Below are 23,991 nucleotides of genomic sequence, written 5' to 3'. Positions count from 1 at the left end.
GTTGTAACACCCGTTAAGGGTGCAGTTATATAGTAGGGGTGGGGGCTCATGTTTATTTCCAGCCGCCGCCAAGCGCCTGGTACACATTTATGCGTGCATTTATTTGTTGCTTTTTGGTTTCAATCAGCTCAAACTTCGCTTCGAGAGCTTCCCGTTGGGTAAGCAATACTTCCATGTAATCTGCCCGGGTAGCTTTAAACAATGTGTTAGAAATGTTCACCGACTGAGACAGCGCCTGCACCTGGCGCGATTTTAAATCATAACTTTTCTCAAGGTTATTGATCTTTGAGAGTTGGTTGGCCACTTCAACATAGGCGTTAAGAATAACACGCTCGTAATTGTATGCTGCTTGCAGTTGTTTTGCATTGGCATTAGCGTAACCAGCCTTGATTGCCGTACGGTTAACAAGCGGCGCCAGTATATCACCGGTAAGCGAGTACAATAACGACTCGGGCGTATTTAACAGGTACGATGGATTAAACGCGTTGTAACCTATAGCTGCTGATATTCCAAGGGATGGATAAAACCTTGCCTTGGCTACCTTAACATCCAGCTTTGAAGCAGCCAAGTCAAACTCTGCCTGCCTGATATCCGGGCGGTTGGCCAGCAATTGAGACGGCAAACCCGCCTGCACAGGGGTAGGACTCAGATTTTCAAAACCCTGTATTTCCCGTTGTATACGCTGCGGATAACGTCCCAACAAAAAGTTGATCTTATTTTCTGTTTCGGTAATCTTTTGCTGGATGTCATACTGCATGCTTTGGGTAGCCAATACCTGGGCCTCAAAACGTTTAACGGCAAGTTCGGTAGCGTGTGCTGCTTCCTTTTGCGTGCGTACAATTTTAAGCACATTGGTTTGCAAGCCTATGTTTTGGTTCACTATGGCCAATTGGTTGTCAAGCGCGAGCAGTTCATAGTACGAATCTGCAATTTCGGCAATCAGGTTGGTAACCATGAAGTTTCTGCCTTCCACCGTCGACAGGTACCTTGATACGGCTGCTTTTTTAGCATTATGTAACTTGTTCCATATATCTATCTCCCAAGTAGCATAGGCAGATATCAGGTAGTCGGGCAGTGGCTCGGGCATTTCCTTACCCGGTTTGATATCCGTTGTAGCGTCATTTGCTCCTTTGCTGGTATAACGGCCAACTTTTTCTAAACCTGCCCCGGCACGCAGGCCAATAAATGGCAGGTATTCGCCTTTACGTGCGCGAATTTCATTCCGGCTCACTTCAATTTCCTGCAGCGTAATGTTAAGCTCCTGGTTATTTTTGAGGGCGGTATCAATAAGTGCTGTTAGGTATGGATCCTTGAAAAAGTCTTTCCAAACAAGTTTGGCTGTATTTGCGGTGTCTGCCTGGTTTGTTGTGTAAGCCGCGGGCATATTCCTGCTCTTCTCGAGCGTGTTTTGCTCCAATTGGGGCGTTTTACATGCCCAAACCGCTACCGACAGGCACGTAAACCCTATGTATTTATAAATGCTTTGTCTATTCATGATTGTCAGTATTGGGGGTTAACAGGTGCTCGTCATTTGACTTAAACAGCCACTTCCTTTTCTTCTTTTTCGAGTGGGTGAAATCCTCACTAAGCGGAAACTCATCTTCATCCCTAATCAGCTTGCGGCCATTGGCAAGCGTAGCAAAAATGTAGTACAAGCCCGGCACAATAATTACCCCGAAGATGGTACCTAATAGCATACCGCCTGCAGATGCCGCACCAATGGTACGATTACCCAAAGCACCCGGCCCGGTCGCAAAAAGCATAGGTATTAAACCGGCGACAAATGCAAATGAGGTCATCAAAATGGGACGGAAACGTATCCGCGCACCTTCAATTGCAGCCTCAAGTATGGTAGCGCCCTGCTGATGTTTCTGTACGGCAAACTCCACTATCAATACCGCGTTTTTACCTAATAAACCTACAAGCATTACCAAGCCAACCTGGGCATAAATGTCGTTCGATAGCCCCATGATCTTGAGCAATATAAATGCGCCAAATACCCCTGTAGGTAATGACAGGATTACCGATAGCGGTATAATAAAGCTTTCGTACTGGGCAGCCAACACGAAGTACACGAATATCAATACCACAAGGAAGATGTAAATAGCTTCGTTACCACGACCGACTTCATCTTTTGAAAGACCAATCCAGTCGATATCGTAACCGCGCGGTAACGTATTTTTGGCAACTTCCTGTATGGCTTTAATGGCCTCGCCGCTGCTGTAGCCAGGGGCGGGGGCTCCGTTAATTGCTGATGCGGTATACATGTTGAAACGCGTGATCTCGTTAAGGCCCTGCTTTTTCTTTATTTTCATAAAGGCAGAGTACGGTACCATCTCGTCGCGGTTGTTTTTTACGTATAGCTTTAAAAGGTCATCTGGCAAGGCCCTGTACTCGGGCGATGCCTGTACGTACACCTTGTAAAACATACCAAACCGTACAAAACCCTGTTCGTAAGTACTACCAATCAGGATAGAAAGGTTATTAAGGGCCTTATCAATGGTTACACCTTTTTGCATAGCCGCTTTGTTATCAATCTCCAATTCGTATTGCGGGTAGTTGGCCGCGAAGAAGGTAAACAAGCCGGTAAGCTCCTTACGTTTCCGCAAAGCCGCCATGAAATCATCGTTCACTTTGCCAAATGATTCGTACTCGCCTGAGTTGGTTTTGTCAAGCAAACGAAGCGAGAAACCGCCCGCTGCACCATAACCAGGCACCGCCGGTGGTTCGAAAAACTCTATTGTGGCTCCCGGAATAACCTTCGCTTTTTCTTCAAGCTCCTCGATAAGTTCTTTTGCTGATTTTTTCCTGTCCGACCAATCTTTCAGGTTGATCAAACAAGTACCGGCGTTTGATCCGCGGCCCTCGGTAAGGATTTCGTAACCAGCTAATGCCGATACCGATGATACGCCTTCAACGTGCTCGGCAACTTTTTGCAGCTGGCGTGCAATGTCGTTTGTGCGTTCAAGGGTTGATCCTGGTGGGGTTTGGATAATAGCGTAAATCTGGCCCTGATCTTCACCCGGAATAAAGCCTGCAGGTAGCGAATTTGATGTGAAATAGATACCTGCGCAAAACGCAATGAGCATACCATATGTCACCACGCGCCTGTTTACAATTTTATGAAGCAGCGTGGTGTATGAGCCTGTTACCCGCTCAAACCAATTGTTAAACCCATCAATAATGCGGTTGATAGGCGTTTTTTTACGCGGCTGGCCATGCGTATTGCGTAAGATCATGGCACATAATACCGGGGTAAGCGTCAATGCTACAAACCCGGATATCACGATAGATGTAGCCATCGTAATAGAGAACTGTCGATAGAATATACCAACCGGCCCGGTCATAAAAGCCACCGGCACAAATACCGCTGTCATCAGGAATGTAATAGCTATAATGGCCCCGCTTATTTCCTGCAAAACCTCCTTGGTGGCTTTAAACGGCGTCAAGTGGCTTTCGGCCATTTTTATGTGCACGGCCTCGACGACGACTATCGCGTTATCCACCACAATACCTATAGCCAGTACCAATGCAAAGAGGGTGATTAGGTTGATTGTTAACCCGAATAACTGCATAAAAAAGAATGCACCAACTAATGATACTGGTACAGCAAGGGTAGGTATCAGCGTAGAGCGCCAGTCGCCAAGGAAAATAAATACTACGATAGCCACCAGGATAAACGCTTCAATAAGCGTATGGGCAACTTTCTCCATAGATGCATCAAGAAAGCTGGACACGTCATAGCTTATCTGGTAATCCATCCCCGGCGCAAATGATTGTGCCTTAATTTCCTCGAGCTTTTCTTTAACTTCTTTAATTACGTCGCTGGCGTTACTGCCGTAGGTTTGTTTAAGCGTGATTGCTGCAGATGGGTGCCCATCCATATTCGAGTAGATGTCATAAAACTCGCTACCCAGCTCAACATCAGCCACATCTTTTAAGTAAAGCAGTTCGCCGTCTTTGTTGGCGCGTACTATGATATTCTGATATTGCTCGGGCTTATTATAACGCCCCTCGTAGGTCAATACATACTCGAGCGATTGCGAGCGTTTACCCGTGCTTTGGCCAAGCCTGCCCGGCGAACCGATAACGCTTTGTTGCGCCATGGCTTCCATTACCTCCTCGGTAGATACGTTGTAGGCACGCATCCTGTCGGGTTTTAGCCATATACGCATAGCATACTGGCGGCTACCCAAAATTTTGGCGCTACCAACACCCTTAAGTCGGCTAAGCTCATTAATGATATTAACGCTGGCAAAGTTGTAAAGGAAGTTTTCATTCGCCTTAGGGTCTTTACTGTAAAGGTTAACATACATCAGCATGTTTGGCGATGTATAGCTTACCACCAAACCTTCGCGCTGTACCAGCTCTGGCAGCCTATTAGTTACCTGCTCAATGCGGTTCTTTACGTTTACTACAGCCTGGTTAGGGTCGGTACCCAGGTCAAATACCACCTGAATGGTAGCTTCACCGGCGCTTGTCGCGTCAGACGTCATGTACTTCATGCCAGGTGCACCGTTGATGGCTTTTTCCATCGGCACCAGCACCGAGTTAACTAATACATCGGCACTTGCACCAGGGTAGGCTACGTTTACCACCACCATGGGTGGCGCTATGGATGGGAACTGCGAAACGGGGAGCGTTTCGATAGCCAATACCCCCATTAATATAATGACCAGTGACAGCACTATGGCAAGTACCGGCCTTTGAATAAATTTATTAAACATGTTTATTGGTTTTAGGTTGCCAAATTATTCTGACGGTAGGCGCAACTGCGGGATCACGTGTTTCATGTCCTCAAAGTTGTAAGCGATCTTGTCGTTGTTTTTAACCTTGCGTAAACCCTCTAACAAGATTTTGTCAGACGCGGTAATGCCGCCGGTAACCACATACAAATCGTTCATTTCCGAACCAATGTTTATCTCTTTAGCCTGCACACGGCTATCCTTGTCAACCACAAAAACGTATTTCTTTTCAAGCACCTCAAAGGTTGCCTTTTGCGGAATCAGCAGTGCATTTTTAAGCGGAACAACCAGTTGTACGTTGCCAGTTTCGCCATGCCTCAACAAGCCATCAGGGTTGGGAAAAGTAGCACGGAAAGGGATGTTGCCGGTTTCATTATCAAAGTCGGCCTCAATGGTTTCAACCTTGCCCGGATAAGGGAATAGCTTGTGATTAGCCATCATCAATTTAACTTCCGGCGTTGCCTGGTGCTGCTGCGTTTTATAATCAAGGTAGTAGGCCTCGGGTACGTTAAAGTATACCCACATCTGGCTGTTATCGGCCAGAGTAGTAAGCAGGTCGCCTTCATCAACAAGGCTGCCTAAACGCACTTGCAGGCGGTCGATTATACCGTCAAACGGGGCGCGTATTTCTGTAAATTTTAGGCGTACGTTAGTAAGCGACAGTTCGGCCTGTGCCTTTTTCAGTTTGGCTTTAGCCATGGCCAGCTCGTTCGGGGCAACAATGTTACTGTCGGCCAGTTTTTTTGTATTTTGGTATTCAATCTCAGCGAAGTTTACTTCGGCTGCGGCTTTAGCGGTTTCGGCACCGTAAAGGGTTGGTACTATCTGGAACAACAGTTGGCCCTTTTTTACAAAAGCACCTTCATCAACAAAACTTTTTTGCAAATACCCTTTTTCCTGGGCACGCAGCTCTATGTGCCTTATGGCGCGGATTTGGCCTACATACTCGTTGGTAACGGTTGTATCCATTTGCAGCGGGCTGGTGACCAGTAGTTTTGATTCTTCTTCTTTTTTCTCTTCCTTGGGCTTGCAGCTTGTATAGCAAAGCACTGCACACAGCCCCGTGAACATGATAAATCTCTTCATGATAGCTTAATATTAAAAGGTAATAAGTTGAAATTTAAAAGCGGCAAGTGCGAAAGACACATGCACGCTAAGCCCGTTGCAGCAAACTATTTGGGCAGGGCAAATGGTATTTAAGCAGGCTTTATAGTTGCTTGCTTAGAGAAGAAGATCAAATACGGAATACCTGCAGGGTGCGGTATATTTTATTTGTAGGAGCATCTGATACCGGCTCTACGGGTAGGCTACTTTGCTGAGCTGTACTTAAAAATCCGGTTAGCTGTATGTAAAATAATGCAGCAAGGCAGGTGCCTTTATCAAGCTGTTTGCGGTAATTAACAACTTCGTCGCTATCATCTTCTGCTTCTTCAGCATAAACTTTGCGTACCTTCTTGCTATTGTTACCTGTGGTAAGTTTAACGGTATCCTTGGCATGCAGCCTATTATAGGTAGCCTGCGCCGAGTGTAAGGAGCTGTTCACCTGCAACGTATCAGCATGCACAAAGGCATAACCATACGAGAGGAGAAAACTTAATGAAAGAAATAATCTGAATAACCACTTCATTCCTGCGGCTAAAATATGTAAAAAACTTATTGATTGTTGCGAATTGATGAAGAAGTTACATAAATAGTGAATTTCTAATGCGGTTTTAATAATGATGCATGCAGCAGCTTATATGTTATAAAGGTCAACTGACACTAAAAATGTCAAACACAGGTAATTAGTTGCATATAGGTGTTTAAACATTTATTTATTTGTATCTTTGATTATAAGATTTATAAGATGGAAAACTTCGTTATACATAGAGCGGGCACAAGGGGTTACGCCGATCATGGCTGGCTTAAAAGCTCACATACTTTCAGTTTTGCGGGTTACTACAATCATGAACGTGTGCAATTTGGTGCGCTAAGGGTTTTAAACGATGATTATGTGGCTGGTGGCCGCGGCTTTGGCGATCACCCGCACGACAATATGGAAATTATTTCGATACCGCTCGAAGGTAAGTTGATCCATAAGGATAGTATGGGTAACTCGGCCATAATCACCACCGGCGAAATACAGGTGATGAGCGCGGGTACAGGTATTTATCATACCGAGTATAATGCCGACCCAAGTGAGGCGGTGAAGTTTTTGCAGATATGGATATTTCCAAATAAACGCAATGTGACACCGCGATACGACCAGATGCTGATAAAAGCTAAAAAGCCTAATGAATTATATCAGGTATTATCGCCAAATAAAGATGATGCAGGCGTTTGGATACACCAAAATGCATGGTTTAATATGGGTGAATTTGATACTGACACAAATGTTACCTACAAGCTCAACAATGCAGCCGATAATGGCGTTTATATTTTGATACTTAAAGGGCAGGCGACTATCAATGGCCAGGCACTTGATACTAAAGATGGTATGGGCATTTGGGCAGTTGATGAACTTGACATAAATGCACAAGCGGGCGCACAACTATTGCTTATGGAAGTGCCAATGGAAGTAAAACAACAATAATATGCAAGCTAAAATACTGGTGCTATGTAAACATGATGGAATAAGAGAAACCATACTACGACTGCTGGGCAACAACGCCGACTGGCAAGGTATAGGCACCAACAACCTTTTTGAAGCAAAGCAAATGCTGGGAAGTGATAATTTTGATATAGCACTTTTGGGCAATGGTTTTACCGAGGCCGAGGAATCCGAAGTAACAGAATTTGTAAACCAACACAGCCCCGGTACCAAAACTGTTTACCACTACGGCGGTGGCAGCGGGTTGCTTAGCGCCGAAATTTATCAGGCGCTGGCTTAAGTAAAAACATGTTTGGCAAAGCCGTTAGCTGCAAAAGCTAAGGGCTTTGTAGTTACAGCCAACGTTAAACAAAAGCGTAGCGGCGTTGTTGCACAGAAATAAGCTGCCGTATGGAAAATTATCTGGTAACCGTTACGCTGAAAAAGCAAACCTATCAATTTGAAATAGGAGAGTACCTTCATCATCAAGATGAGCGCTGCAAATTCAAAGTTTTTGAAAATGGGAAAATGGTTGCCAGTTTTGAGCCAGACGCTCACCAGTACCTGCATGTTTGCCAAAACCCGGGTAATTTGGATGAGAGGGTTTTAAACCTGTTGGCAGATAAAATAGAGGCACATCATCCGCATCAGCGAAATCATTAAAAACGTAGGTTATGAGATCAATATGGACAGGCTCATTGGGTTTTGGGTTGGTAAGCATCCCGGTAAAACTATTTTCGGCAGTACAAACTTCCTCGCTTGACCTGGATATGCTTGATAGCCGCGATCATGCCAATATTAAGTTTCAGCGGGTAAACGAAAAGACAAAAAAAGAGGTGCCTTATGACAAAATTGTAAGGGGTTATAAGTATGATGATGACTATGTTATAGTTGAAGAAGCCGACTTTGAGGCAGCCTCGCCTGAAAAAAGTAAGGTGATAGAGATTGAAAGCTTTGTTGATATTGCCGATGTTAACCCCATGTACTACGAAACATCGTACTATACCGAACCGGCCACAAAAAATAACAAGGCCTATGCTTTACTGTTAGAAGCGCTTAAGAAGTCTAAAAAGGCTGGCCTGGCAAGGTTTGTACTGCGCAGTACCGAGAGCCTGTGCGTGATACACCCGGTTGAGAAATCTATAGTGGTGACACGGATAAGGTTTGAGCAGCAAATTCGTGATCAAAGTGAGCTGAAACTGGATGATAAAGTAACCGTGAGTAAGAAGGAACTGGATATGGGCCTTAACTTGATTGAGCAATACACCGAGCCGCTGGACCTATCAAAATATAAAGACGAATACCACACCGAATTGCTTAAGATTATTGAAGCTAAGGCTAAAGGCAAGCGCCCAACCATTAAAAAGCTTAAGCCAAAGAAAAAGAGCAACGACGACCTGTACGATCAACTGATGAACAGCCTGCAATCGCGCAAGGGAGCTTAGTTATTTATGCCAAGCAGCTGAAGCGTCCGCTGATCTTTTTGCCCGCCGTAAAATTTACCAAGCACCTGCCTAAACAAGTTGGGGGCGCCGGGTACTGCGTCAAATAGCGTCATGCAAGATTTTAGTTTCAAGTCATCCGGGCTGCCGAAAATAGCGTGAGCGTCATTGCCCGAGTTTGCTAATAAAGCCTCAGTTATCTTTATTAAACGCTTACCCAATATAGGGTGGCTTAGGTATTCGGACGCTTCAGTTAGATTTTTAATTGCATAAAATTTCGAGGTGTCGGTACTGCCAAGCCCTTGTATTTGCGGGAATATGTACCACATCCAATGGCTGCGCTTGCGGCCGTTCTTTATTTCAGTAAGTGCAGTACCGTAATCACGTTCTTGTGCCTCAATAAATCTATCCAGTGCCATAGCGTTTTACTTTACTAACAGCACCTTTGTTGTAGGGTTTTAGAATATATGACTTTAAAAAATCTCTCCTACGGTTACAAATACCCCATTTGAGCCCTGGTTACCGAAACCGTAATCAACAGCGATATTTGTTTTAGAAACTTTGTTTAGCTTAATGCGCAAGCCTGCCCCGTAGCCCGCTTGCATGCGTTCCAGGCTACTGCCGGGGCTGGCCGAGAACGATTGCCCGTTTACAAACACAACGCCGCCCAATAAGCCGTTTGCGGTGATGCCATAACGGTACTCGCTTTCCAGGTAAACCATTTGTGCACCGCGAAAGCGGCCCTGTATGTAACCACGGCCCGTGCCGTTGTTTTGGTCCCAGGTGGTGGCCGGTAAATCAAGGTATGGTGGCCTGCCGGTAAGCACCACCCAGTCGTAACTCCAAAGCGCCAATACATTCTTTGAATTTTCGGGGAAGCGATAATATTTGCGCACATCTACAATGAGCGATTTCCATGATGAGGTGCTGCCCAAAAACTTTTTGTTATCCCTAAATATAAGCGAGGCATAAAAGCCGCTGGTAGGGGTTATGGTGCTGTTACGCATATCAACAAGTGCATTTAACGTTATGCCCGATGATACGGTATGGCTTTTTTCACCATACAAGGCATAGTCGGATGTTGAGCCATCGGGATTACCTTCTTCAGAGATCCCGTAATGGTTATCATAAATAAAACCGGCACCTGCGTAAAAATTACCCACTATTTTCTTCAAGACAGTTTCGGCTACACGTATAAGCGTATAGTCCATGGGATTGTTGTTGCTGACACTCGAATTGCTGCCCAGTCCGAAAGTGCTTTGAGGATATTTGTAAAATTTAATATCGCCAATGTAATTAAAGGCATTGTTCTTTGTCCAGATGTTTGACTGTATGGGTATCAAGATCTGCTTTCGCTGTGTGTAAGCTGCGTTTGATGATATGGTTGAAATGCGCGACTCCGGCGACATGCGGAAAGCAATATTGCCGGATATAGTGGCAGCCAATTTTGTTTGCAATGTATAGCCCACCGCCGGTAAAATTGATATAACGGGCTTGCTGCCAATTACCGCTGCCTTGTTCTCGGTTTTGGAGTGTTTGTTAAAAATGCCCCGAATTACGTCATAAAGGTCCTTTTGCTGTATGGTGTCTGCGCTTGAAACCACGAGCGTATCATTCATACGAAGATGGCTCAAGGGAATAATGGATTTCCTGTCCTGCGCCCTTACCAGAGCAGGCAAAGCCAATAAGGCAGCCAATAGCAATGGTATTGCAGCTTTTTTCATGTAGTAGGGGTTAGTTACGTAATGCTGGGGCAAATATAGATTTTAAAAGAAGACCTGCCTCCATAGGCGGCTATATTAATAGGGCGATAATCTCCCATAGTTGAAACTGTGCGGAGCGTTACGCGTTAATAAAGAGTGAATTATGAGCAGTGCAATAATATAAGCCGTACTGTGGATGTGTTTAATCTATTTTGTTAATCATGAAAAAATTAGTCATTGCCATCTTATTTATTGTTTCAGCGCAAAACACATTTGCCCAAACGAAGCAGGAAGTACTTAAAATATTTTGGCCGGAAGAATATAAGTGGAAGATAGGTTCGAACCAAAAAAGCGGTACCCAGCAAATGGTTGAACTTATTCCGGGTAACGAAACGTTGCAAAACTGGTAAATCATTGGTTCGATGTTGGTTTTAAAGGGCGCGAAGCGACCGCTGGTAGCTATTCCGCCGGTGATATTGGCATCGATGAAGAAGCGTGCAAAAAACGCTACGCTAATGGTTATAGAGCAGAGCCAAACCAATGGCTACAACCGGATACTGTTTAAAATACAGGCTTCAGGCTTTTACGATAGCCCTAAGCCCGAATCGCAACTGTATTATGTTATACAGGGCCGATCTGCATTATTCATCAATTTTGTGGCTGTTAAGCAGCCTATGCTTTCGCCACTATTTTTGGAGAAATGGGCTGTGATTTTTAAGAAGAGCAAAATCACTATTCAATAACGAAGTATTGCGCTTTGTTACTACACCTAATTTCTTTTACACTTCTTGTTAATCAGCATTGAATGCACAAGTGACTAATAGCAGTTGGCTGCCTATTAATAGGTAGTGCATGCTTACGTACGCTGTCTTAACCGCTCCTTATATCATTAATGTATTAACTATTGGTTTTTAATTTAAACTAATAAAAAACAATAATTATTCTTTAAGGTTGTACTTGCATGGATGAGCATTTGTTTTTGAAAGGGCAGCGGGTTATTACCAAACGGGGAGAAGAGGGAGAGGTAGTTGATGCGATAGGTGATACAATTACCGTAAAACTTGACAACGGCGATGAGATTGAATTACCATCAGCCGATTTGATTGACAATAATAGTGCTGGGTAAATGTAAATGCATATGGATACCGACAAAGAATATAACAATCATTACGTGATAAAACCCGAGGTATGGTTAGCTATACTTTGGGGCATCCTCACATTGGGGACATTAGCTGTTGGTGTGATACATGGGCTATAAAAATCATGAATTAACATAACTCAGGATGCACTTTATTTTGGTTATGTTATGACGTCCAGACCACAGTCGTAACAATTGCTTGATGATTTTAAAACTCAATTGTTTTAAAGCGATTGCAATAAAAAAGGGGCTCAAAGCCCCTTCATATAACGGTTAATATCAGATTATTAATAGATATCAATTTACATCAAACCATAGTTTAGTTGTGAGCACATCAGCTCCCTGGTTTGCTACGGCAGCCTGGTAACTTGTCCGGTTTAAAGATTGTTCTGTGCCGGGGTAAATAAACCTTAATGGCAGCTTCCCGCTTAGTGTTCCGGCTACAGCCGGTTGCAATTGGGGATAATCTAACCTGCGCCATTCTGCATAGGCTTCCAAACCTTGTCCAAACAATGCTATCCATTTTTGTTCACCAATGGATTTTTTATAATTTGTGGCATCGTACTGCACCGCATTTGATGCCAAATAGGTATCAACTGCCGCAGTTGTTGCACCATATTGCTGTAATGAGGCCTGGATAGCTTGTCTATAAAAGCTTTCGGCGTTGTCGGTTGTAATACCCCTGGCGGCGGCTTCTGCCCGGTCAAATAAAGATTCGGAATAGCTTAATATAACGGCAGGTGCGTTTGGAGCCAAAAAGTAGGTGCCCGGTTTAGATGTTTTGGTAAAGCCAAGGTTGCTGGCATCGCCAACAAGCAATCCGTTAGGTATACCAACATAAGTAGCTGGCGTGGCATCTTGTGTTTTGCTTGCATAAACAGGCAGGCGGGGGTCGGCCAATGCAAAAAGCTTATCAACAATTGTTTTACTGATGCGGTAATCGTCACGTGTATCAAACAGGTTGCTTATAGGGTTTTGGTTTGGTGAAGCCTGGTAAACCAATTGTGCCGTTTCGTTATTAGCGCTTATATAACTTCCACCTTCGGTTTGTATTTCCGTAATCACTTGTTTGGCTTTTTCCGGTTCGCGGTCGGCTATCCGGAGTGCAATGCGCAGGCGGAGGGAGTTGGCAAACTTCTTCCATAACGCAATATTGTTGGCATAAATTACGTCACCTAGAATTGCAGGTCCGGTTGTGTTCAAAAGGCTTTGCGCTGCTTTTAAATCATCAAGCAAAGCAAAATACACATCCTTTTGCTTGTCATAAGCTGGTGTTAAGTACTCGTTGATATTGGTAGCTTGCTTATATGGAATATCTCCGTAAGCATCTGTTAAAAGCTGAAATACCCATGACCGGAGTACCAATGCTACGCCCTTGTAATTGGGGTTTGATTGTGCATCGGCCAATTTGATGATCTGGTTTAGGTTTACAATGCTTTTCGTGTAACCAACCGTCCATAAATCCTGGAAAGATGTGTTGGTATAAATGTATCTGTCGGGGTCAGTATATTGAATTTTTGCCCAGTGCTGTACAAAAAGCAAACTTGCATCCATGTTATTGGCCGTTCCCCAATAGGTATCTGCAGTTGCTTTGGTGGCCGCCGTTAACAAGTAATCGGGTTGGGCAGTTTGAGAAGCGTTAGGATTTTGATTGATCTCTTCCAAATCTTTTCTGCATGACGTTGCCGTCAATATGAACGTTGCTGATAATATGGTGGTGATGTATTTGAATTTCATGGTAGTTAGAATTTAAGGTTAATGTTAAAGCCTATATTGCGTACGGTAGGCAGTGTAAGGTCTTCCAGGCCCTGGCCGTTGCCTGTATTGAAGGCAGTTTCCGGATCGATGTTCGGTACGTTTTTATGGATGATCCATAAGTTACGGCCCACTAGTGAAACAGTTGCCGATTGCAAGCCTACTCCCTTCACCCATTGCGACGGGAACGTGTAACCAATTTTCACTTCGCGTAGTTTAACGTATGATGCACTGTAAACAAATGCCTCATCCACATTGGTAAAGCCTTTATAGTAGGATTGGGCCGACAAAATTGTTGTGTTTGGCGTTCCATCGGCCTTTACACCTTTAAATACCATACCGTCATCATAAACTGTCTCACCGGCAGGGGCCGTTGCTCCGTTGCTTACCTGCACCGCAGGTACAGATGTGTTATTACCCGGGTAGTAATAGCTTAAGCCTCCATTGGCTGCACCCCGGCCGGGTAGGGTTGAGGCAAGCACCCCTGTGTAAGTGCCCGTACGATTGGTGTTTGAGTATATGGATCCGCCTATCCTGGCATCCACTAAAAAGCTCAGGTTAACACCTTTATAAGTGAAACTGTTGTTAATGCTTCCAAGCCAATCCGGCGTGTATTTGCCCAGGTATTGTTTTGCAGGGTTTATAACCGGCGTGCCGTTTGCACCTATAACAATTTGTCCGGACGCATCACGTGTGTAAGCGTTACCAAACAACGTTCCGTATGGCTGGCCAACGGCTGCCAATACTTGCACCGTACGGTTGGTGCCCAAAATGTAGCTTTGCAACTGGCCGTCGTCATCTAGCGATACCACTTTGCTTTTGTTACGTGAATAGTTAACGGTAACATCCCAGGTAAAGCTATTTGATTTTACCGGTGTGGCGCTTAACTGAACCTCCAGCCCTTTGTTATTTATACGGCCTCCATTGATTAGTTTTTGTGTATAGCCGGTTGTTGGGCTAACATCAACGTTTAATATCTGGTTTACGCTATTGGTGTTGTAAACACTTACATCAAGCCTTATCCGGTCTCTTAAAAAGCCTGCTTCAAAACCAGCCTCGCCAGAAGTTGTTGTTTCGGGTTTTAAATCGGGATTTAGATTGATGCTTGCAGCGCTCTGCTGCGGATTAGTACCAAATGGCGCCGTAAAATTGTACGTATTGATTAACTGGTAAGGCGTTGTTGCTTTACCCACTTTAGACCATCCGCCCCGTAGTTTTAAATAGCTTAAGGCATCGCTTTTCCAGTCTAAGGCTTCTGATACTACCAAGCTGCCATTGATTGAAGGATAGAAGTAAGATAAGTTTGCTGTAGCTAGGGTGGATGACCAATCGTTACGGCCTGTTAAGTTTAAGAAAGCATAGTTTCTGAACCCGATTTGTGCCGATGCAAAGTAACTGTAGGTTTTAAGCTTCCCATAGTAATTTGATGACACCAAAGGGTCGCGCGAGTTGCTTAGGGTATATAATCCTGCCACAGCCAGCTTGGGTGCTATCTGGTCGTTTTGCTCATTAAGTATGGTGCTGATGTTACCACCTAAAAATCCATCGAACGAAAAATCTTTGTTAAGTTTTTTGGTGTATTGTAATCGCGCCTCGGTATTAGTTTCGTTAACAGTATATGCGTCCTCTTCATACGATCCGAAAGGCGTTCCGTTGGTACCGTATGCCACTTTGATTTTACGACGGTCGTTATAATAATCGGTACCTGTGCGGAAATTTGCAGATAGGCCGTCAATGATCTTATAATTCAGTTCCACACTGCCAATAATTCTGTTCTTGTGCTGGGCTACGGTGTTTTCGTAAGCAATAAAATATGGGTTGCTGTAATAGCTGTTGTTCCAATTAAAGGTATTTCCGTTTGCATCCCTGTAATTTTTTAAGCGGTTGATATCCACCTGGCGTCCAAACCAGGTAAATTGCAGCATGGTGCTGGTTGCGCGCCTGCCATACGCCCCCGGCAGGTTACCAGCATCGTCCTTAATGTAATTGGCTATTGTTGTAACAGTCAGTTTTTTAGTAGGGCGGAAGGTTGAATTCAGCATAATCGAGTTACGGCCCTGAGATGAATTAGGTACCACGCCCGTTTGATGTAAATTGTTATAAGACACCCGGTAATCAAACTTTTCGCCGCTACCTGCAAGTGCAACACCGTTATTTAAGGTAACACCTGTATTGAAAAAGTCGCGTACGTTGTTTGGATGCGCCACAAACGGAACAGCCTGCCCGTTTGAGTAAAACTGCGGTATAAGCCTGCCATCCAGTGGCGGGCCCCAGCTTTCGTCAACTCCGTCATTGATACCGCCGCCCTTACCATCTACGTAGCTAAACCTGCCGTTTGAGCCTTGTCCAAACTGGTTCTGGTAATCCGGGAAAACTTTAAGCGTAGCGAATGATGTGTTGGAGTTGATAGTTATGCCAAGCCCCTTGGTGCCCTTGCCTGTTTTGGTTTTTATGAGGATAACTCCGGCCGCAGCGCGCGACCCATAAAGGGCCGCTGCATTTGGGCCCTTCAACACGCTCATTGATTCGATATCCTCGGGGTTGAGATCTGCTATGGCATTCTGAAAATCCCTTGAACCGTTAGTTCCCTGGAATTGCGAGTTATCTACAATAACACCATCTACCACAAATAGCGGTTGGTTGTTACCCGATACAGATGTTTCGCCGCGAATGATAATGCGGGACGAACCCATATCGCCCTGGCTGCCTGTAACCTGCAAACCGGCTATTTTACCAGAGAGTGCGTTGACGAGGTTTGTTTCTTTTGCTTCCGAAATATCTTTTGATTTAAGCCCCTGAACGGCGTAGCCCAGAGATTTTTTATCCTTAGATATATTTAGCGCAGTCACAACAACCTCATTTAAAGAATTAGGCGCTTCCTGCAGTACAATTTGTAATGGATTGCTGGTGTTGGTTACTTTAATTTCCTGAGTGGTAAAACCAATGTATGATATCCTTAAGATATCATTTGCGTTTGCATTGAGGGTAAACTTACCCTGTACATCTGTTTGTGTACCGTTTGTGGATCCTGTTACCCCAATGCTTACACCAGGAAGTGGCTGGCCGTCGGCCCGGGCGGTAACAACACCGCTTATTTTAACAGCCTGTGCATTGGTAAGTTGCACGCTTGCAAACAGCAATAATACTGCCGATAAAAATTTATAAATTTTGAACATATTAAATGTGTAAAGGTAAAAAACGACTAGTGAGCGCGTTTTAAAACGCCTCATGAGTATTAAATAATAAGTGGTATTTGGCGCGATGTGGCTATAAATAGCAGCGCGGTATGGTTAACGTGAACAGCAGCAGCAACACATTAAAGAGGAGCGGAAAGAAGAAGATGACGAGGTAGCTTTACGTTGCAATGTTTGCAGTTTTGGTAAAGGCGGCTTAGTGTAAATGTTTGTATTCATATATAGGGCTGTAAAAAATAAATTCGATTAATGTAGTAGCTATTTATTGGTCTTATCAATTATTTAAGATGGCTGCGGATAGAGATGATGTAATGAGTGCCCAAAGGGCATGCATAATTGCAAACATTATCTTTTCTGCATTGCTGCAGGCAGGAATTAGCACCTTTATACTTTTGGCGTACAGGTTGCTAAGACATCATCGGGCCTTTCCCTCAGTCTTTCTTGATAATTAATTAAGAACCTTGACGATGCAAATATATAAATTAATATAATATCTATAGAAATAATAGAATTAATCTACGCATTTTTAATGCGCGACTAAATGCTTAAATACTTTTTGGGTGTAACTTATTGGTGATCTCGAATGTGTAAGAGTCAGCGTTGCATAATAATCTTGCCTATTGAGCACTTAATCCGGTGTAACGCATTAATCTTTTTGCCGTCTTGTTAGTATGATTTCAGAATTCAAACCTGTTTACCCTGTTTCGCCTTTGCTTAAGGAATATATCTATTGTTTTTATACCCTTAAAAGCGATGCTGATAATTTTCAGAGCAGACACTATTCTTTTCCTCACACCTTTAACGCTGTTACAATTTATTGCGGGGCAAGTATTCATTATACTGGAGGGCAACTGGCTGTAACAGGGAACGGATCGAACAATATATCATGCGTGCTGCAAGGCAAACGTCAAAGCCCTTTACTTGTCGATATGGGAGGCGTCCTTTCCAGAGTTACCATCCTATTCAAACCTTTAGGGTTAAATCATTTCATCGATGAGGCGCTTGGAGACCTAATCACCGCCGACCCTTGCCTCTTCAATGCCTGGACTATACCTGCAGACTTATTCGACGATACCCGGTCGGTACAAATGCAGCTATTGGAGAACCTGCTTATCCGCTATTACAGACCATTTACTCAACGGAGTTTGCAACAAGCACTTGAATTATTGGCTGATGTTCATTCAGATCGCTCGATGGAAATGGTCGCAGCCACAGCGGGGCTATCACTCAGAACATTCAACCGGCTATTTAAAAAGCACCTCGGTGTTTCACCTATTACCCATCAGCGCATCGCCCGCTTCCGATACTCGCTGGAAAATAAGCTTTTCGATGAGCGTTCTAAAAGCCTCAGCGATATTACGCACGAAAGTAATTTTTATGATCAGTCATATTTAATTAAATTCTACAGGCAATTCACTGGTTCCAATCCAAGTGATCTGTTATGCAAATTAGCACAAGTGGGAGACAGCAGGCTGGTGTTTGAGTTTAAAACTTACAACCCGGTAAAGTCTGGCTGAAAAATACTATCACGACACTTGAATAAGCAGTTACTTCGTGTCATGATCAGATTTTTGAAGTGCTGCTTTTTTTTATTTGCGATCCTATCTTCTAACAGCGTAATCGCACAAACTAAACCGGCTAACCTATATGACTCTGCCAGGGTCTACTACGAAAAAAGGGATTTCAAAAAAGCCTACCACTTTTATGACACCTTTTATGCGGACCCACATCATGGGCAAAGTAATTATGATACTTTCTACGCCGCAGTAGCGGCCTGCCAATCAGGGCAGACTGAAAAAATCGCTTATTATTTACGACGTTCGGCAGAGATCGGTTATGACCTGTCCTCATACGATACATTTGCCAATGATCCGCTCGCAGCCTGTTTGCACAACCGCCCGGAGTGGAAAGCTTTTATAGAACCGTTCAGGTTTAAGGCCGATTCGGCGATGAGATCACTTAAAGAGATCACGGATATGTTAAACGACACGACCGTACGGGTGAATAAATCGCTACTTACAGAAGAAGCTTATCTTGCGAAGCTGGCAGCTAGAAGCACACCGCAGCAGTTGCTCAAGCGCCTAAAAGACTTTAATGCTTTTCCATCACCAAAGCGTACCGGCTTCTGGACGCTCTACTATGTAAAAGCTGGCGACTCGCTAAACGTTCCGTTTTTGGTTTATATACCTAAAAGTTACGATGCAAAAAAGGCCAGTTCGCTGTATGTTTTTATGCATGGAGGCGTTGGCGGCCCTAAAAATTTCAGCAACCCGGCGTATGAGCCTCGCAGCCAGGCCAAGCTTTTTAAACGGGCATTTGAACAGAATGCATTCATTATTTTTCCGTTTGGTAGAAAAGGGTTTAACTGGCTTTACAATCAGGACGCGTTCGAGAATATTTTAAAAGAAATTAAGCACGTAAAAACGCTTTACCATATCGATGATAATCGTGTGTACATTGGCGGTCATTCCGATGGTGGTAGGGGGGCTGTTTGGTTTGCTATGAACAAGGCTACTCCATTTGCCGCCTTCTACGGCATCTGTTATTTTCCTTCAATCTACACTGGTAATACCACGTTACGTAATCTGCATAATCAAACCCCGTTTTACAGCGTCAGCGCTACAAACGATCAGCTTTTCCCACTCAGCATGGTCAATAATGTACTTGATCAGGACGTTAATGCTGGTGGTAATTGGCACCGCCGTGTAATCAGAGGCACCCATGGTCTTCCGTATGCTACGCCTGACAGTGTTTACTTTCTTTTCGATTCGCTTGCCAGCAATCGTCGGGAACCCGCGCCCAAAAAATTGGTTTGGGAAACTGACGACGTCAGAAATGGAAGCTACTATTGGGTAAATATTAATCAGCTTGATACAGCTGCCACACCTGCTGCTTGGCACACGCCCATCCAACCCATGATAACCAATCAAGAAGGTAAAACAGGTAAGGCCAACTTTTTTAAACACAAGAGCGGCGCTGTTCGGGCCATGGTAAGCGATAACGTGATTGATCTTCAAACCTCTTGCGTTAAGGAAATTACAATCGATATTGTTACGGAACTTATCGACATTAAAAAACCGGTAACAATCCAAATTAACAAACAAAAATGGTTTCAGGGTATTATCATGCCTAATAAAGCAAAGATGCTCGCAACCTTTTTGAAGACAGGCGACCGCTCACAACTGATCCTTAACTCATTTACTTTTAAAATTACTCCATGAAACGCTTTATATTGATGCTCATAGTGGTCTGCAGCAGCGTTGTCATTCCACAAACTCTTACGCATTTTTTTATCACTTTTCTTTAAAAGAACCCCTTATCCGTTCGCGATGTAGTAAACCCCATTCTGCGATCTTATCTGAAAGATCTCTTAGTGACATTCCATAATCTGACACGCTATAAGTAACGGATGGTGGCTTGGTGTCGTTCACCTGACGTTTAATCAGACCATTAGCTTCGAGATCCTTTAACTCCCGGCTAAGTACCTTACCAGATAGCGGTTCGATATCGTTTAAGATTTCCGAATAACGCATGGGCTTATAACAGAGACGGGCCAGAATGGATAATTTCCATTTACCGGCTAAAAGCTCCATCGTGTCATCTAGTGCCCGAATTTTTTTTAAACAATCATCAAACGGTGGTAATACCGGTTCCGCATCCTTTGATCCCATATAGTTACTTTTATGTCACAATGACCCCTCGATAGTCACCATTACTTTTGGTCCTAAAGTTACCTATTGACACTGACTAACCCTACATTTGGGGAAATTATATCGATATGAGTTTACTAACAGATCTGGAGTGGCGTTACGCTACTAAAAAAATGAACGGTGAAAAGGTTCCGCAAGAAAAGCTGGATTATATATTAGAAGCCGCGCGTATGGCGCCATCATCATCGGGATTGCAACAGTATAAAGTGATTGTAGTTTCAGATAAAGCGTTGCTGGAACGAATCAGGCTGGTCGCGTATGATCAAAGCCAGATTACTGATTGTTCCCACTTACTTATTTTTGCCGCCTGGGATGGCTATACAGATGAACGGGTAACCAAAGTGTTTAATTACATGATGGATGAACGTGGCTTGCCACACGAAACCATGAATGCATACAAGCAGGTCATCCTTGATCTGTACGAGCGTTCTGGCCAGGAATGGCAGGCCCATCATGCAGCTAAGCAAAGTTATATATCCTTTGCAATGGCTATCGCTGCTGCTGCGGAGCAAAAGGTGGATGCAACGCCTATCGAGGGCTTTTTACCAGACAAGCTTGATGAATTACTTAATTTAAAAGGGTCAGGATATAAAAGTACGGTCATCCTTCCATTGGGATACAGGGAGCCCGGGCAAGATTGGCTGGTTAATATGAAAAAAGTCCGCACGCCAAAAGAGTTGTTTGTTACAGAAATGACACTGGCTGACGCGTGCAGTTCAGTGGATCTTCCAAAGCCTATGACTTTGGACTCCTTTGCCCAGAAAGCAGATTAATACAAAAGTAAGGGTGGGTGGATTTACTCACCCTTGTTCAAGCTCACCTAAGGGATTAATACATTTATTATGATAGGCTTGCATGACTCAATAAATAACAGGATTGGGCTTGAAGACAACTCATAAAAGCGTTGAGAAACGAACAGGAATGATAGCTGCAAGCTGCAATTTTACTTTGAGTCTATTGTTTCCATGTGGTAGCTGCTTATAGAGGTACCTTAAGACAAGAAGTTATTTTTTACATTGAGCTTTAATGGTATTGGAATCGAAGGTTTGAAATAAGATCGTTCCGAAGTCTTTGTCCGAACACAGGGTCTCAGTCCTATTTCCGTCATTCCAGTTGATGTTTTCCCCGTATCTTGAAAGAGCAATTTCATTTGAGGTTTTGTTGACTTTAAACGTGATATACTTCTCAGAGGCATATTGGTCGGGTACTTCATTTAAAAGTTCAAAGGTGAAGTAATTATTCTTCACAACTAACCTTTTAAAAGCATCTCCAAAATTACTCGGATAAATATTCTCATTTATCAGGACGTTGTATTTTTTATTCTGGTCATTCATAAAAATCGCGATCGGGGCTACCTTAGTTGCTGGGTCTTGTGCACTGACGTAACTATTATTGCCGAAGACGATGATCCTATCTTTGAAAGTATCCGAATTGAGATCGCACGCTATATCTTCTAATACAAAATACTTTTTTGCTGCAATAGAATCTATGATATGTTTAGCGTCGAGGCGGGTTTGGGCTGCCGGACTTTTATACTTAAAAAATTTTGTATATCCTTCTTTAACATCTATCAGATTCAGCGTTTCATATCTCCCGTTCTTGTAAAAGATCACCTACCAGGGGCTGGCATGCCTGGGGATTTTGCTGACGGTATTTTTATTGTCATATACAATAATCTTGCTATCATCGTAATTTTTATAAAGAACTTTTAAAGAATCCAAATAGCCCGACGCTTCAGCAAAATAGGCATTAGCATCATCTGCAATCGTGTAGAAGCTTTTTCCATGTTTCCTTTTTAGTGCTTTGATACTTTCTTCGCCTGGGGCAATAAAGATTACCCCGCTACCTTTCAAGACAACGGTATCAGCTTTTGATGGCGTAGGAATCTTTGCTTGCTGTGAGCTATTGCAAGCAATGGAAACAGCAACAAGCAAAACCACTAAAACTTTAATTTTATTAGTCATGGCTTAGTTAACAATGTAATAACAACCTATCGTGGTTAATACAACATAAAAATTGATAAGTAGTTGAAGGTATCTTGCGCAACGTATAAAATGTAGTTTATCCAAGCCGATGGTATGAGAGGTTTAGCTATATAATTTTGTTAATACTATAACTCCTTATAAACGGCTACGAATAAAGCCAAATTTTGTCCGATAATCTTAATATTCATATGACCATCTAAATGCGGATGTTACAATTCGAGCGCCTTTTTGGTGAGGGGATCAAAGTGAATAAGGTAATAAGCTCCAAGTGTATTTCCATCAAAAGCATCTCTCTGTACAACTTCTTTGGGTGTATAAAGGAGATTAATTTCAAAGCTGTCGTGCATTAAGCCGGCTAAGTCGCTAGCTTGAGTCGCATCCAATACCGGCTCAATACGGTAATGAATACCGGAATGCGGCAACTGGAATATAATCGGCGAATAGCCCAATCCCAAGAACCGACCTGTGGGACGCCCCACAGAATAAAAATTGTCCCCGGCGGCCAAATGATATTCAGTCCTGGCATGGTTCTTAAAAACAGCCTTGTCTTTGTTGTCAGTCAATAATTCCTTTCATAGTTTTCCGGATGAAACTTTTTTATCGTTAGTAAATATCATAATAGCTTGGCTTCGGTGTTCCGTTGCTGTATCTCTTCCTCGGTCTGTAGCAAACGCTTTTCTTTAATGTTGCTTTCTGCCGTCGCCTGAATAATTTCAATGAACGGCCGCAATTTTGCTTCAAATCCCGGAAATGCTAACTGGTAGTTACCCTGGTGTTGTTGTAATGCTTTGGACAGGGCCGCTGCGCCCATTAGGGACAAAGGGCCACCCTGACCTGCTGCTGGCGAAGCGCAGTAAGCCGCATCTCCGATGAGCGCCACCCGCCCAGCTGACCATTGAGGCATTTTTATCTGGCAGCACTTGTCAAAATAAAAATTATCTGATTGGTCAACGATCGCCAATAATTCATCAACCCGCCATCCTTTGCCCGCAAATTGATCGGTGATCATCTGCCTATGTTTTGCTATGTCCCGGTAGTCATAAATAATCTCTTGATCCGACAAATACATGAATATTATGTCTGTCTTTCCATTGTATGCATTCAGCATTACCGACCTGTATGGCGTGCAATATATCTGCATAGTTCGTTGCGGCACCAAAAGGCTGGGAACGATGCTGATCGAAGGACCGAGGAAAATATTGTAGTCACTTTCAGGTCCGAACCAAAGCTTACGGATATTGGAATGTGAACCGTCAGCACCGATCAACAGATCAAAAGTGCGAGGCGCAGCTTTTTTGAATGAAACAGTTATGACGTCATTTTCTTCAAATAATGTGCTGACACTATCATTGAAGATAAATTCCACCCGATCGCCCAAAGCGCTGAGCATGACGTTTACGAATTTGTCGCGCTCAATTTCAATTCCATCTTTGGCGCCGGGTTGATCAACGTCTTGTTTGCTAAGTACTATGCTGCCATCCGTTTCATCGTCTTTGTTTTTAAATTCAATGCGGTCCACGCCGAGTTGATGGCTTTTAAACTGTTCGTAAAGGCCCATTTGTTTAATGAGATCTACAGATTCGGGCGTCAGGTCTATCGCTCCGCCTGCTGTCTCCGCGATTGCTCAGCCATTTCCACTAAAGTAACATGGTAACCAATGTGTTCCAGCCACCAAGCAGCCGAAAGGCCAGCAATGCTTGCCCCAGAAATAAGGATTTTTTGATCTTTTATCATTTTCATGCGCTATATC

The 23,991-nt window shown here is 43.6% G+C and carries 24 protein-coding genes and 1 riboswitch; of the genes, 10 read left to right on the top strand and 14 right to left on the bottom strand.

All coding sequences use genetic code 11. The features are described from left to right. Positions 1-52 precede the first annotated feature (52 nt). The 4 genes from FPZ43_RS11685 to FPZ43_RS11670 form a co-directional block, all read right to left on the bottom strand. Positions 53-1,495, bottom strand: a complete 1,443-nt coding sequence (locus tag FPZ43_RS11685) for a TolC family protein (RefSeq protein WP_146382105.1) — start codon at positions 1,493-1,495, stop codon at positions 53-55. Further along, positions 1,488-4,727 (bottom strand): efflux RND transporter permease subunit, encoded by a 3,240-nt coding sequence (locus FPZ43_RS11680; protein ID WP_146382104.1) that lies wholly within the window; start codon positions 4,725-4,727, stop codon positions 1,488-1,490. Before FPZ43_RS11680 ends, FPZ43_RS11685 begins: the two co-directional genes overlap by 8 nt. A gap of 24 nt (positions 4,728-4,751) precedes the next feature. Beyond that, positions 4,752-5,831 (bottom strand): efflux RND transporter periplasmic adaptor subunit, encoded by a 1,080-nt coding sequence (locus FPZ43_RS11675; protein ID WP_146382103.1) that lies wholly within the window; start codon positions 5,829-5,831, stop codon positions 4,752-4,754. Positions 5,832-5,979: 148 nt separating this feature from the next. Further along, the gene (locus FPZ43_RS11670; RefSeq protein ID WP_146382102.1) at positions 5,980-6,372 is read right to left on the bottom strand and encodes a hypothetical protein; all 393 of its coding nucleotides are present in this window, start codon (positions 6,370-6,372) and stop codon (positions 5,980-5,982) included. Between the two features lie 219 nt (positions 6,373-6,591). On the opposite strand from FPZ43_RS11670, the gene FPZ43_RS11665 reads away from it, so the two are divergent. The 4 genes from FPZ43_RS11665 (at position 6,592) to ku (ending at position 8,759) form a co-directional block, all read left to right on the top strand. Continuing rightward, positions 6,592-7,317 (top strand): pirin family protein, encoded by a 726-nt coding sequence (locus FPZ43_RS11665; protein WP_146382101.1) that lies wholly within the window; start codon positions 6,592-6,594, stop codon positions 7,315-7,317. 1 nt (position 7,318) lies between these two features. Next, the gene (locus FPZ43_RS11660) at positions 7,319-7,615 is read left to right on the top strand and encodes a hypothetical protein (protein WP_146382100.1); all 297 of its coding nucleotides are present in this window, start codon (positions 7,319-7,321) and stop codon (positions 7,613-7,615) included. Between the two features lie 110 nt (positions 7,616-7,725). Beyond that, the gene (locus FPZ43_RS11655) at positions 7,726-7,977 is read left to right on the top strand and encodes a hypothetical protein (RefSeq protein WP_146382099.1); all 252 of its coding nucleotides are present in this window, start codon (positions 7,726-7,728) and stop codon (positions 7,975-7,977) included. A gap of 11 nt (positions 7,978-7,988) precedes the next feature. Then, positions 7,989-8,759: a non-homologous end joining protein Ku gene (gene ku, locus FPZ43_RS11650; RefSeq protein ID WP_146382098.1), complete on the top strand. Its 771-nt coding sequence runs from the start codon at positions 7,989-7,991 to the stop codon at positions 8,757-8,759. Here ku and FPZ43_RS11645 read toward each other — a convergent pair. Both FPZ43_RS11645 and FPZ43_RS11640 read right to left on the bottom strand, forming a co-directional pair. Further along, complete coding sequence (locus FPZ43_RS11645) at positions 8,756-9,175, bottom strand: DUF1810 domain-containing protein (RefSeq protein ID WP_146382097.1); 420 nt, start codon at positions 9,173-9,175, stop codon at positions 8,756-8,758. The genes ku and FPZ43_RS11645 overlap by 4 nt on opposite strands. A 54-nt stretch (positions 9,176-9,229) precedes the next feature. Continuing rightward, positions 9,230-10,480, bottom strand: a complete 1,251-nt coding sequence (locus FPZ43_RS11640) for a BamA/TamA family outer membrane protein (RefSeq protein ID WP_146382096.1) — start codon at positions 10,478-10,480, stop codon at positions 9,230-9,232. 200 nt (positions 10,481-10,680) lie between these two features. Here FPZ43_RS11640 and FPZ43_RS11635 point away from each other — a divergent pair, with 200 nt between their 5' ends. From FPZ43_RS11635 to FPZ43_RS11625, 3 genes are all read left to right on the top strand, one after another. Then, positions 10,681-10,869: a hypothetical protein gene (locus FPZ43_RS11635; RefSeq protein WP_146382095.1), complete on the top strand. Its 189-nt coding sequence runs from the start codon at positions 10,681-10,683 to the stop codon at positions 10,867-10,869. A gap of 12 nt (positions 10,870-10,881) precedes the next feature. Beyond that, entirely contained in the window at positions 10,882-11,202 is a 321-nt protein-coding gene (locus FPZ43_RS11630; protein ID WP_146382094.1) for a hypothetical protein, read from the top strand. A 218-nt stretch (positions 11,203-11,420) separates the two neighbouring features. Then, positions 11,421-11,585, top strand: a complete 165-nt coding sequence (locus FPZ43_RS11625; protein WP_146382093.1) for a preprotein translocase subunit YajC — start codon at positions 11,421-11,423, stop codon at positions 11,583-11,585. Positions 11,586-11,894: 309 nt separating this feature from the next. Here the strand turns inward: FPZ43_RS11625 and FPZ43_RS11620 are convergent, their stop codons facing one another. Next, positions 11,895-13,334: a SusD/RagB family nutrient-binding outer membrane lipoprotein gene (locus FPZ43_RS11620; RefSeq protein ID WP_146382092.1), complete on the bottom strand. Its 1,440-nt coding sequence runs from the start codon at positions 13,332-13,334 to the stop codon at positions 11,895-11,897. Between the two features lie 5 nt (positions 13,335-13,339). Beyond that, positions 13,340-16,528 carry a SusC/RagA family TonB-linked outer membrane protein gene (locus tag FPZ43_RS11615; protein ID WP_146382091.1) on the bottom strand — a complete coding sequence of 1,063 codons (3,189 nt, stop codon included), beginning with the start codon at positions 16,526-16,528 and terminating at the stop codon, positions 13,340-13,342. Between the two features lie 360 nt (positions 16,529-16,888). Continuing rightward, a riboswitch (SAM riboswitch) is annotated at positions 16,889-16,997 on the bottom strand. 220 nt (positions 16,998-17,217) lie between these two features. Between FPZ43_RS11615 and FPZ43_RS11610 the strand changes: the two genes are divergently transcribed. Continuing rightward, on the top strand, positions 17,218-18,063 hold the full coding sequence (locus FPZ43_RS11610) for a helix-turn-helix domain-containing protein (RefSeq protein WP_146382090.1): 846 nt from the start codon (positions 17,218-17,220) through the stop codon (positions 18,061-18,063). A 42-nt stretch (positions 18,064-18,105) separates the two neighbouring features. After that, positions 18,106-19,767 carry an alpha/beta hydrolase gene (locus FPZ43_RS11605; protein ID WP_146382089.1) on the top strand — a complete coding sequence of 554 codons (1,662 nt, stop codon included), beginning with the start codon at positions 18,106-18,108 and terminating at the stop codon, positions 19,765-19,767. A gap of 72 nt (positions 19,768-19,839) precedes the next feature. Here FPZ43_RS11605 and FPZ43_RS11600 read toward each other — a convergent pair whose 3' ends face one another. After that, the gene (locus FPZ43_RS11600) at positions 19,840-20,217 is read right to left on the bottom strand and encodes a winged helix-turn-helix transcriptional regulator (RefSeq protein WP_146382088.1); all 378 of its coding nucleotides are present in this window, start codon (positions 20,215-20,217) and stop codon (positions 19,840-19,842) included. A gap of 107 nt (positions 20,218-20,324) precedes the next feature. On the opposite strand from FPZ43_RS11600, the gene FPZ43_RS11595 reads away from it, so the two are divergent. Next, entirely contained in the window at positions 20,325-21,029 is a 705-nt protein-coding gene (locus tag FPZ43_RS11595) for a nitroreductase family protein (protein WP_146382087.1), read from the top strand. A 231-nt stretch (positions 21,030-21,260) separates the two neighbouring features. On the opposite strand, the gene FPZ43_RS11590 is transcribed toward FPZ43_RS11595, so the two are convergent. The 5 genes from FPZ43_RS11590 to FPZ43_RS19435 form a co-directional block, all read right to left on the bottom strand. Further along, the gene (locus FPZ43_RS11590; protein WP_146382086.1) at positions 21,261-21,869 is read right to left on the bottom strand and encodes a hypothetical protein; all 609 of its coding nucleotides are present in this window, start codon (positions 21,867-21,869) and stop codon (positions 21,261-21,263) included. Then, the gene (locus tag FPZ43_RS11585) at positions 21,870-22,220 is read right to left on the bottom strand and encodes a hypothetical protein (RefSeq protein WP_146382085.1); all 351 of its coding nucleotides are present in this window, start codon (positions 22,218-22,220) and stop codon (positions 21,870-21,872) included. A 230-nt stretch (positions 22,221-22,450) separates the two neighbouring features. Next, complete coding sequence (locus FPZ43_RS11580; protein WP_146382084.1) at positions 22,451-22,804, bottom strand: hypothetical protein; 354 nt, start codon at positions 22,802-22,804, stop codon at positions 22,451-22,453. 50 nt (positions 22,805-22,854) lie between these two features. Beyond that, the gene (locus FPZ43_RS11575; RefSeq protein ID WP_222430969.1) at positions 22,855-23,799 is read right to left on the bottom strand and encodes an FAD-dependent monooxygenase; all 945 of its coding nucleotides are present in this window, start codon (positions 23,797-23,799) and stop codon (positions 22,855-22,857) included. 35 nt (positions 23,800-23,834) lie between these two features. Continuing rightward, a complete protein-coding gene (locus FPZ43_RS19435; protein WP_222430968.1) occupies positions 23,835-23,981 on the bottom strand; it encodes an NAD-binding protein in 147 nt (48 codons plus the stop codon). Positions 23,982-23,991: the final 10 nt, after the last annotated feature.

The sequence above is a fragment of the Mucilaginibacter pallidiroseus genome (assembly GCF_007846085.1).
Taxonomy (GTDB): Bacteria; Bacteroidota; Bacteroidia; order Sphingobacteriales; family Sphingobacteriaceae; genus Mucilaginibacter; species Mucilaginibacter pallidiroseus.
The sequence above is the reverse complement of the archived record's forward strand: the minus strand, read 5'-3'. Positions and strand labels throughout refer to the sequence as shown.

Bases quoted from the DNA above. Each gene is read 5' to 3' on its own strand.
- FPZ43_RS11645 (WP_146382097.1), bottom strand. From the start codon at position 9,175: ATGGCACTGGATAGATTTATTGAGGCACAAGAACGTGATTACGGTACT.
- ku (WP_146382098.1), top strand. From the start codon at position 7,989: ATGAGATCAATATGGACAGGCTCATTGGGTTTTGGGTTGGTAAGCATC.
- FPZ43_RS11625 (WP_146382093.1), top strand. From the start codon at position 11,421: ATGGATGAGCATTTGTTTTTGAAAGGGCAGCGGGTTATTACCAAACGG.
- FPZ43_RS11670 (WP_146382102.1), bottom strand. From the start codon at position 6,372: ATGAAGTGGTTATTCAGATTATTTCTTTCATTAAGTTTTCTCCTCTCG.
- FPZ43_RS11640 (WP_146382096.1), bottom strand. From the start codon at position 10,480: ATGAAAAAAGCTGCAATACCATTGCTATTGGCTGCCTTATTGGCTTTG.
- FPZ43_RS11675 (WP_146382103.1), bottom strand. From the start codon at position 5,831: ATGAAGAGATTTATCATGTTCACGGGGCTGTGTGCAGTGCTTTGCTAT.
- FPZ43_RS11680 (WP_146382104.1), bottom strand. From the start codon at position 4,727: ATGTTTAATAAATTTATTCAAAGGCCGGTACTTGCCATAGTGCTGTCA.
- FPZ43_RS11665 (WP_146382101.1), top strand. From the start codon at position 6,592: ATGGAAAACTTCGTTATACATAGAGCGGGCACAAGGGGTTACGCCGAT.
- FPZ43_RS11620 (WP_146382092.1), bottom strand. From the start codon at position 13,334: ATGAAATTCAAATACATCACCACCATATTATCAGCAACGTTCATATTG.
- FPZ43_RS11600 (WP_146382088.1), bottom strand. From the start codon at position 20,217: ATGGGATCAAAGGATGCGGAACCGGTATTACCACCGTTTGATGATTGT.
- FPZ43_RS11585 (WP_146382085.1), bottom strand. From the start codon at position 22,220: ATGACTAATAAAATTAAAGTTTTAGTGGTTTTGCTTGTTGCTGTTTCC.
- FPZ43_RS11595 (WP_146382087.1), top strand. From the start codon at position 20,325: ATGAGTTTACTAACAGATCTGGAGTGGCGTTACGCTACTAAAAAAATG.
- FPZ43_RS11575 (WP_222430969.1), bottom strand. From the start codon at position 23,799: ATGGGCCTTTACGAACAGTTTAAAAGCCATCAACTCGGCGTGGACCGC.
- FPZ43_RS11610 (WP_146382090.1), top strand. From the start codon at position 17,218: ATGATTTCAGAATTCAAACCTGTTTACCCTGTTTCGCCTTTGCTTAAG.
- FPZ43_RS11605 (WP_146382089.1), top strand. From the start codon at position 18,106: ATGATCAGATTTTTGAAGTGCTGCTTTTTTTTATTTGCGATCCTATCT.
- FPZ43_RS11660 (WP_146382100.1), top strand. From the start codon at position 7,319: ATGCAAGCTAAAATACTGGTGCTATGTAAACATGATGGAATAAGAGAA.
- FPZ43_RS19435 (WP_222430968.1), bottom strand. From the start codon at position 23,981: ATGAAAATGATAAAAGATCAAAAAATCCTTATTTCTGGGGCAAGCATT.
- FPZ43_RS11615 (WP_146382091.1), bottom strand. From the start codon at position 16,528: ATGTTCAAAATTTATAAATTTTTATCGGCAGTATTATTGCTGTTTGCA.
- FPZ43_RS11635 (WP_146382095.1), top strand. From the start codon at position 10,681: ATGAAAAAATTAGTCATTGCCATCTTATTTATTGTTTCAGCGCAAAAC.
- FPZ43_RS11630 (WP_146382094.1), top strand. From the start codon at position 10,882: ATGTTGGTTTTAAAGGGCGCGAAGCGACCGCTGGTAGCTATTCCGCCG.
- FPZ43_RS11685 (WP_146382105.1), bottom strand. From the start codon at position 1,495: ATGAATAGACAAAGCATTTATAAATACATAGGGTTTACGTGCCTGTCG.
- FPZ43_RS11655 (WP_146382099.1), top strand. From the start codon at position 7,726: ATGGAAAATTATCTGGTAACCGTTACGCTGAAAAAGCAAACCTATCAA.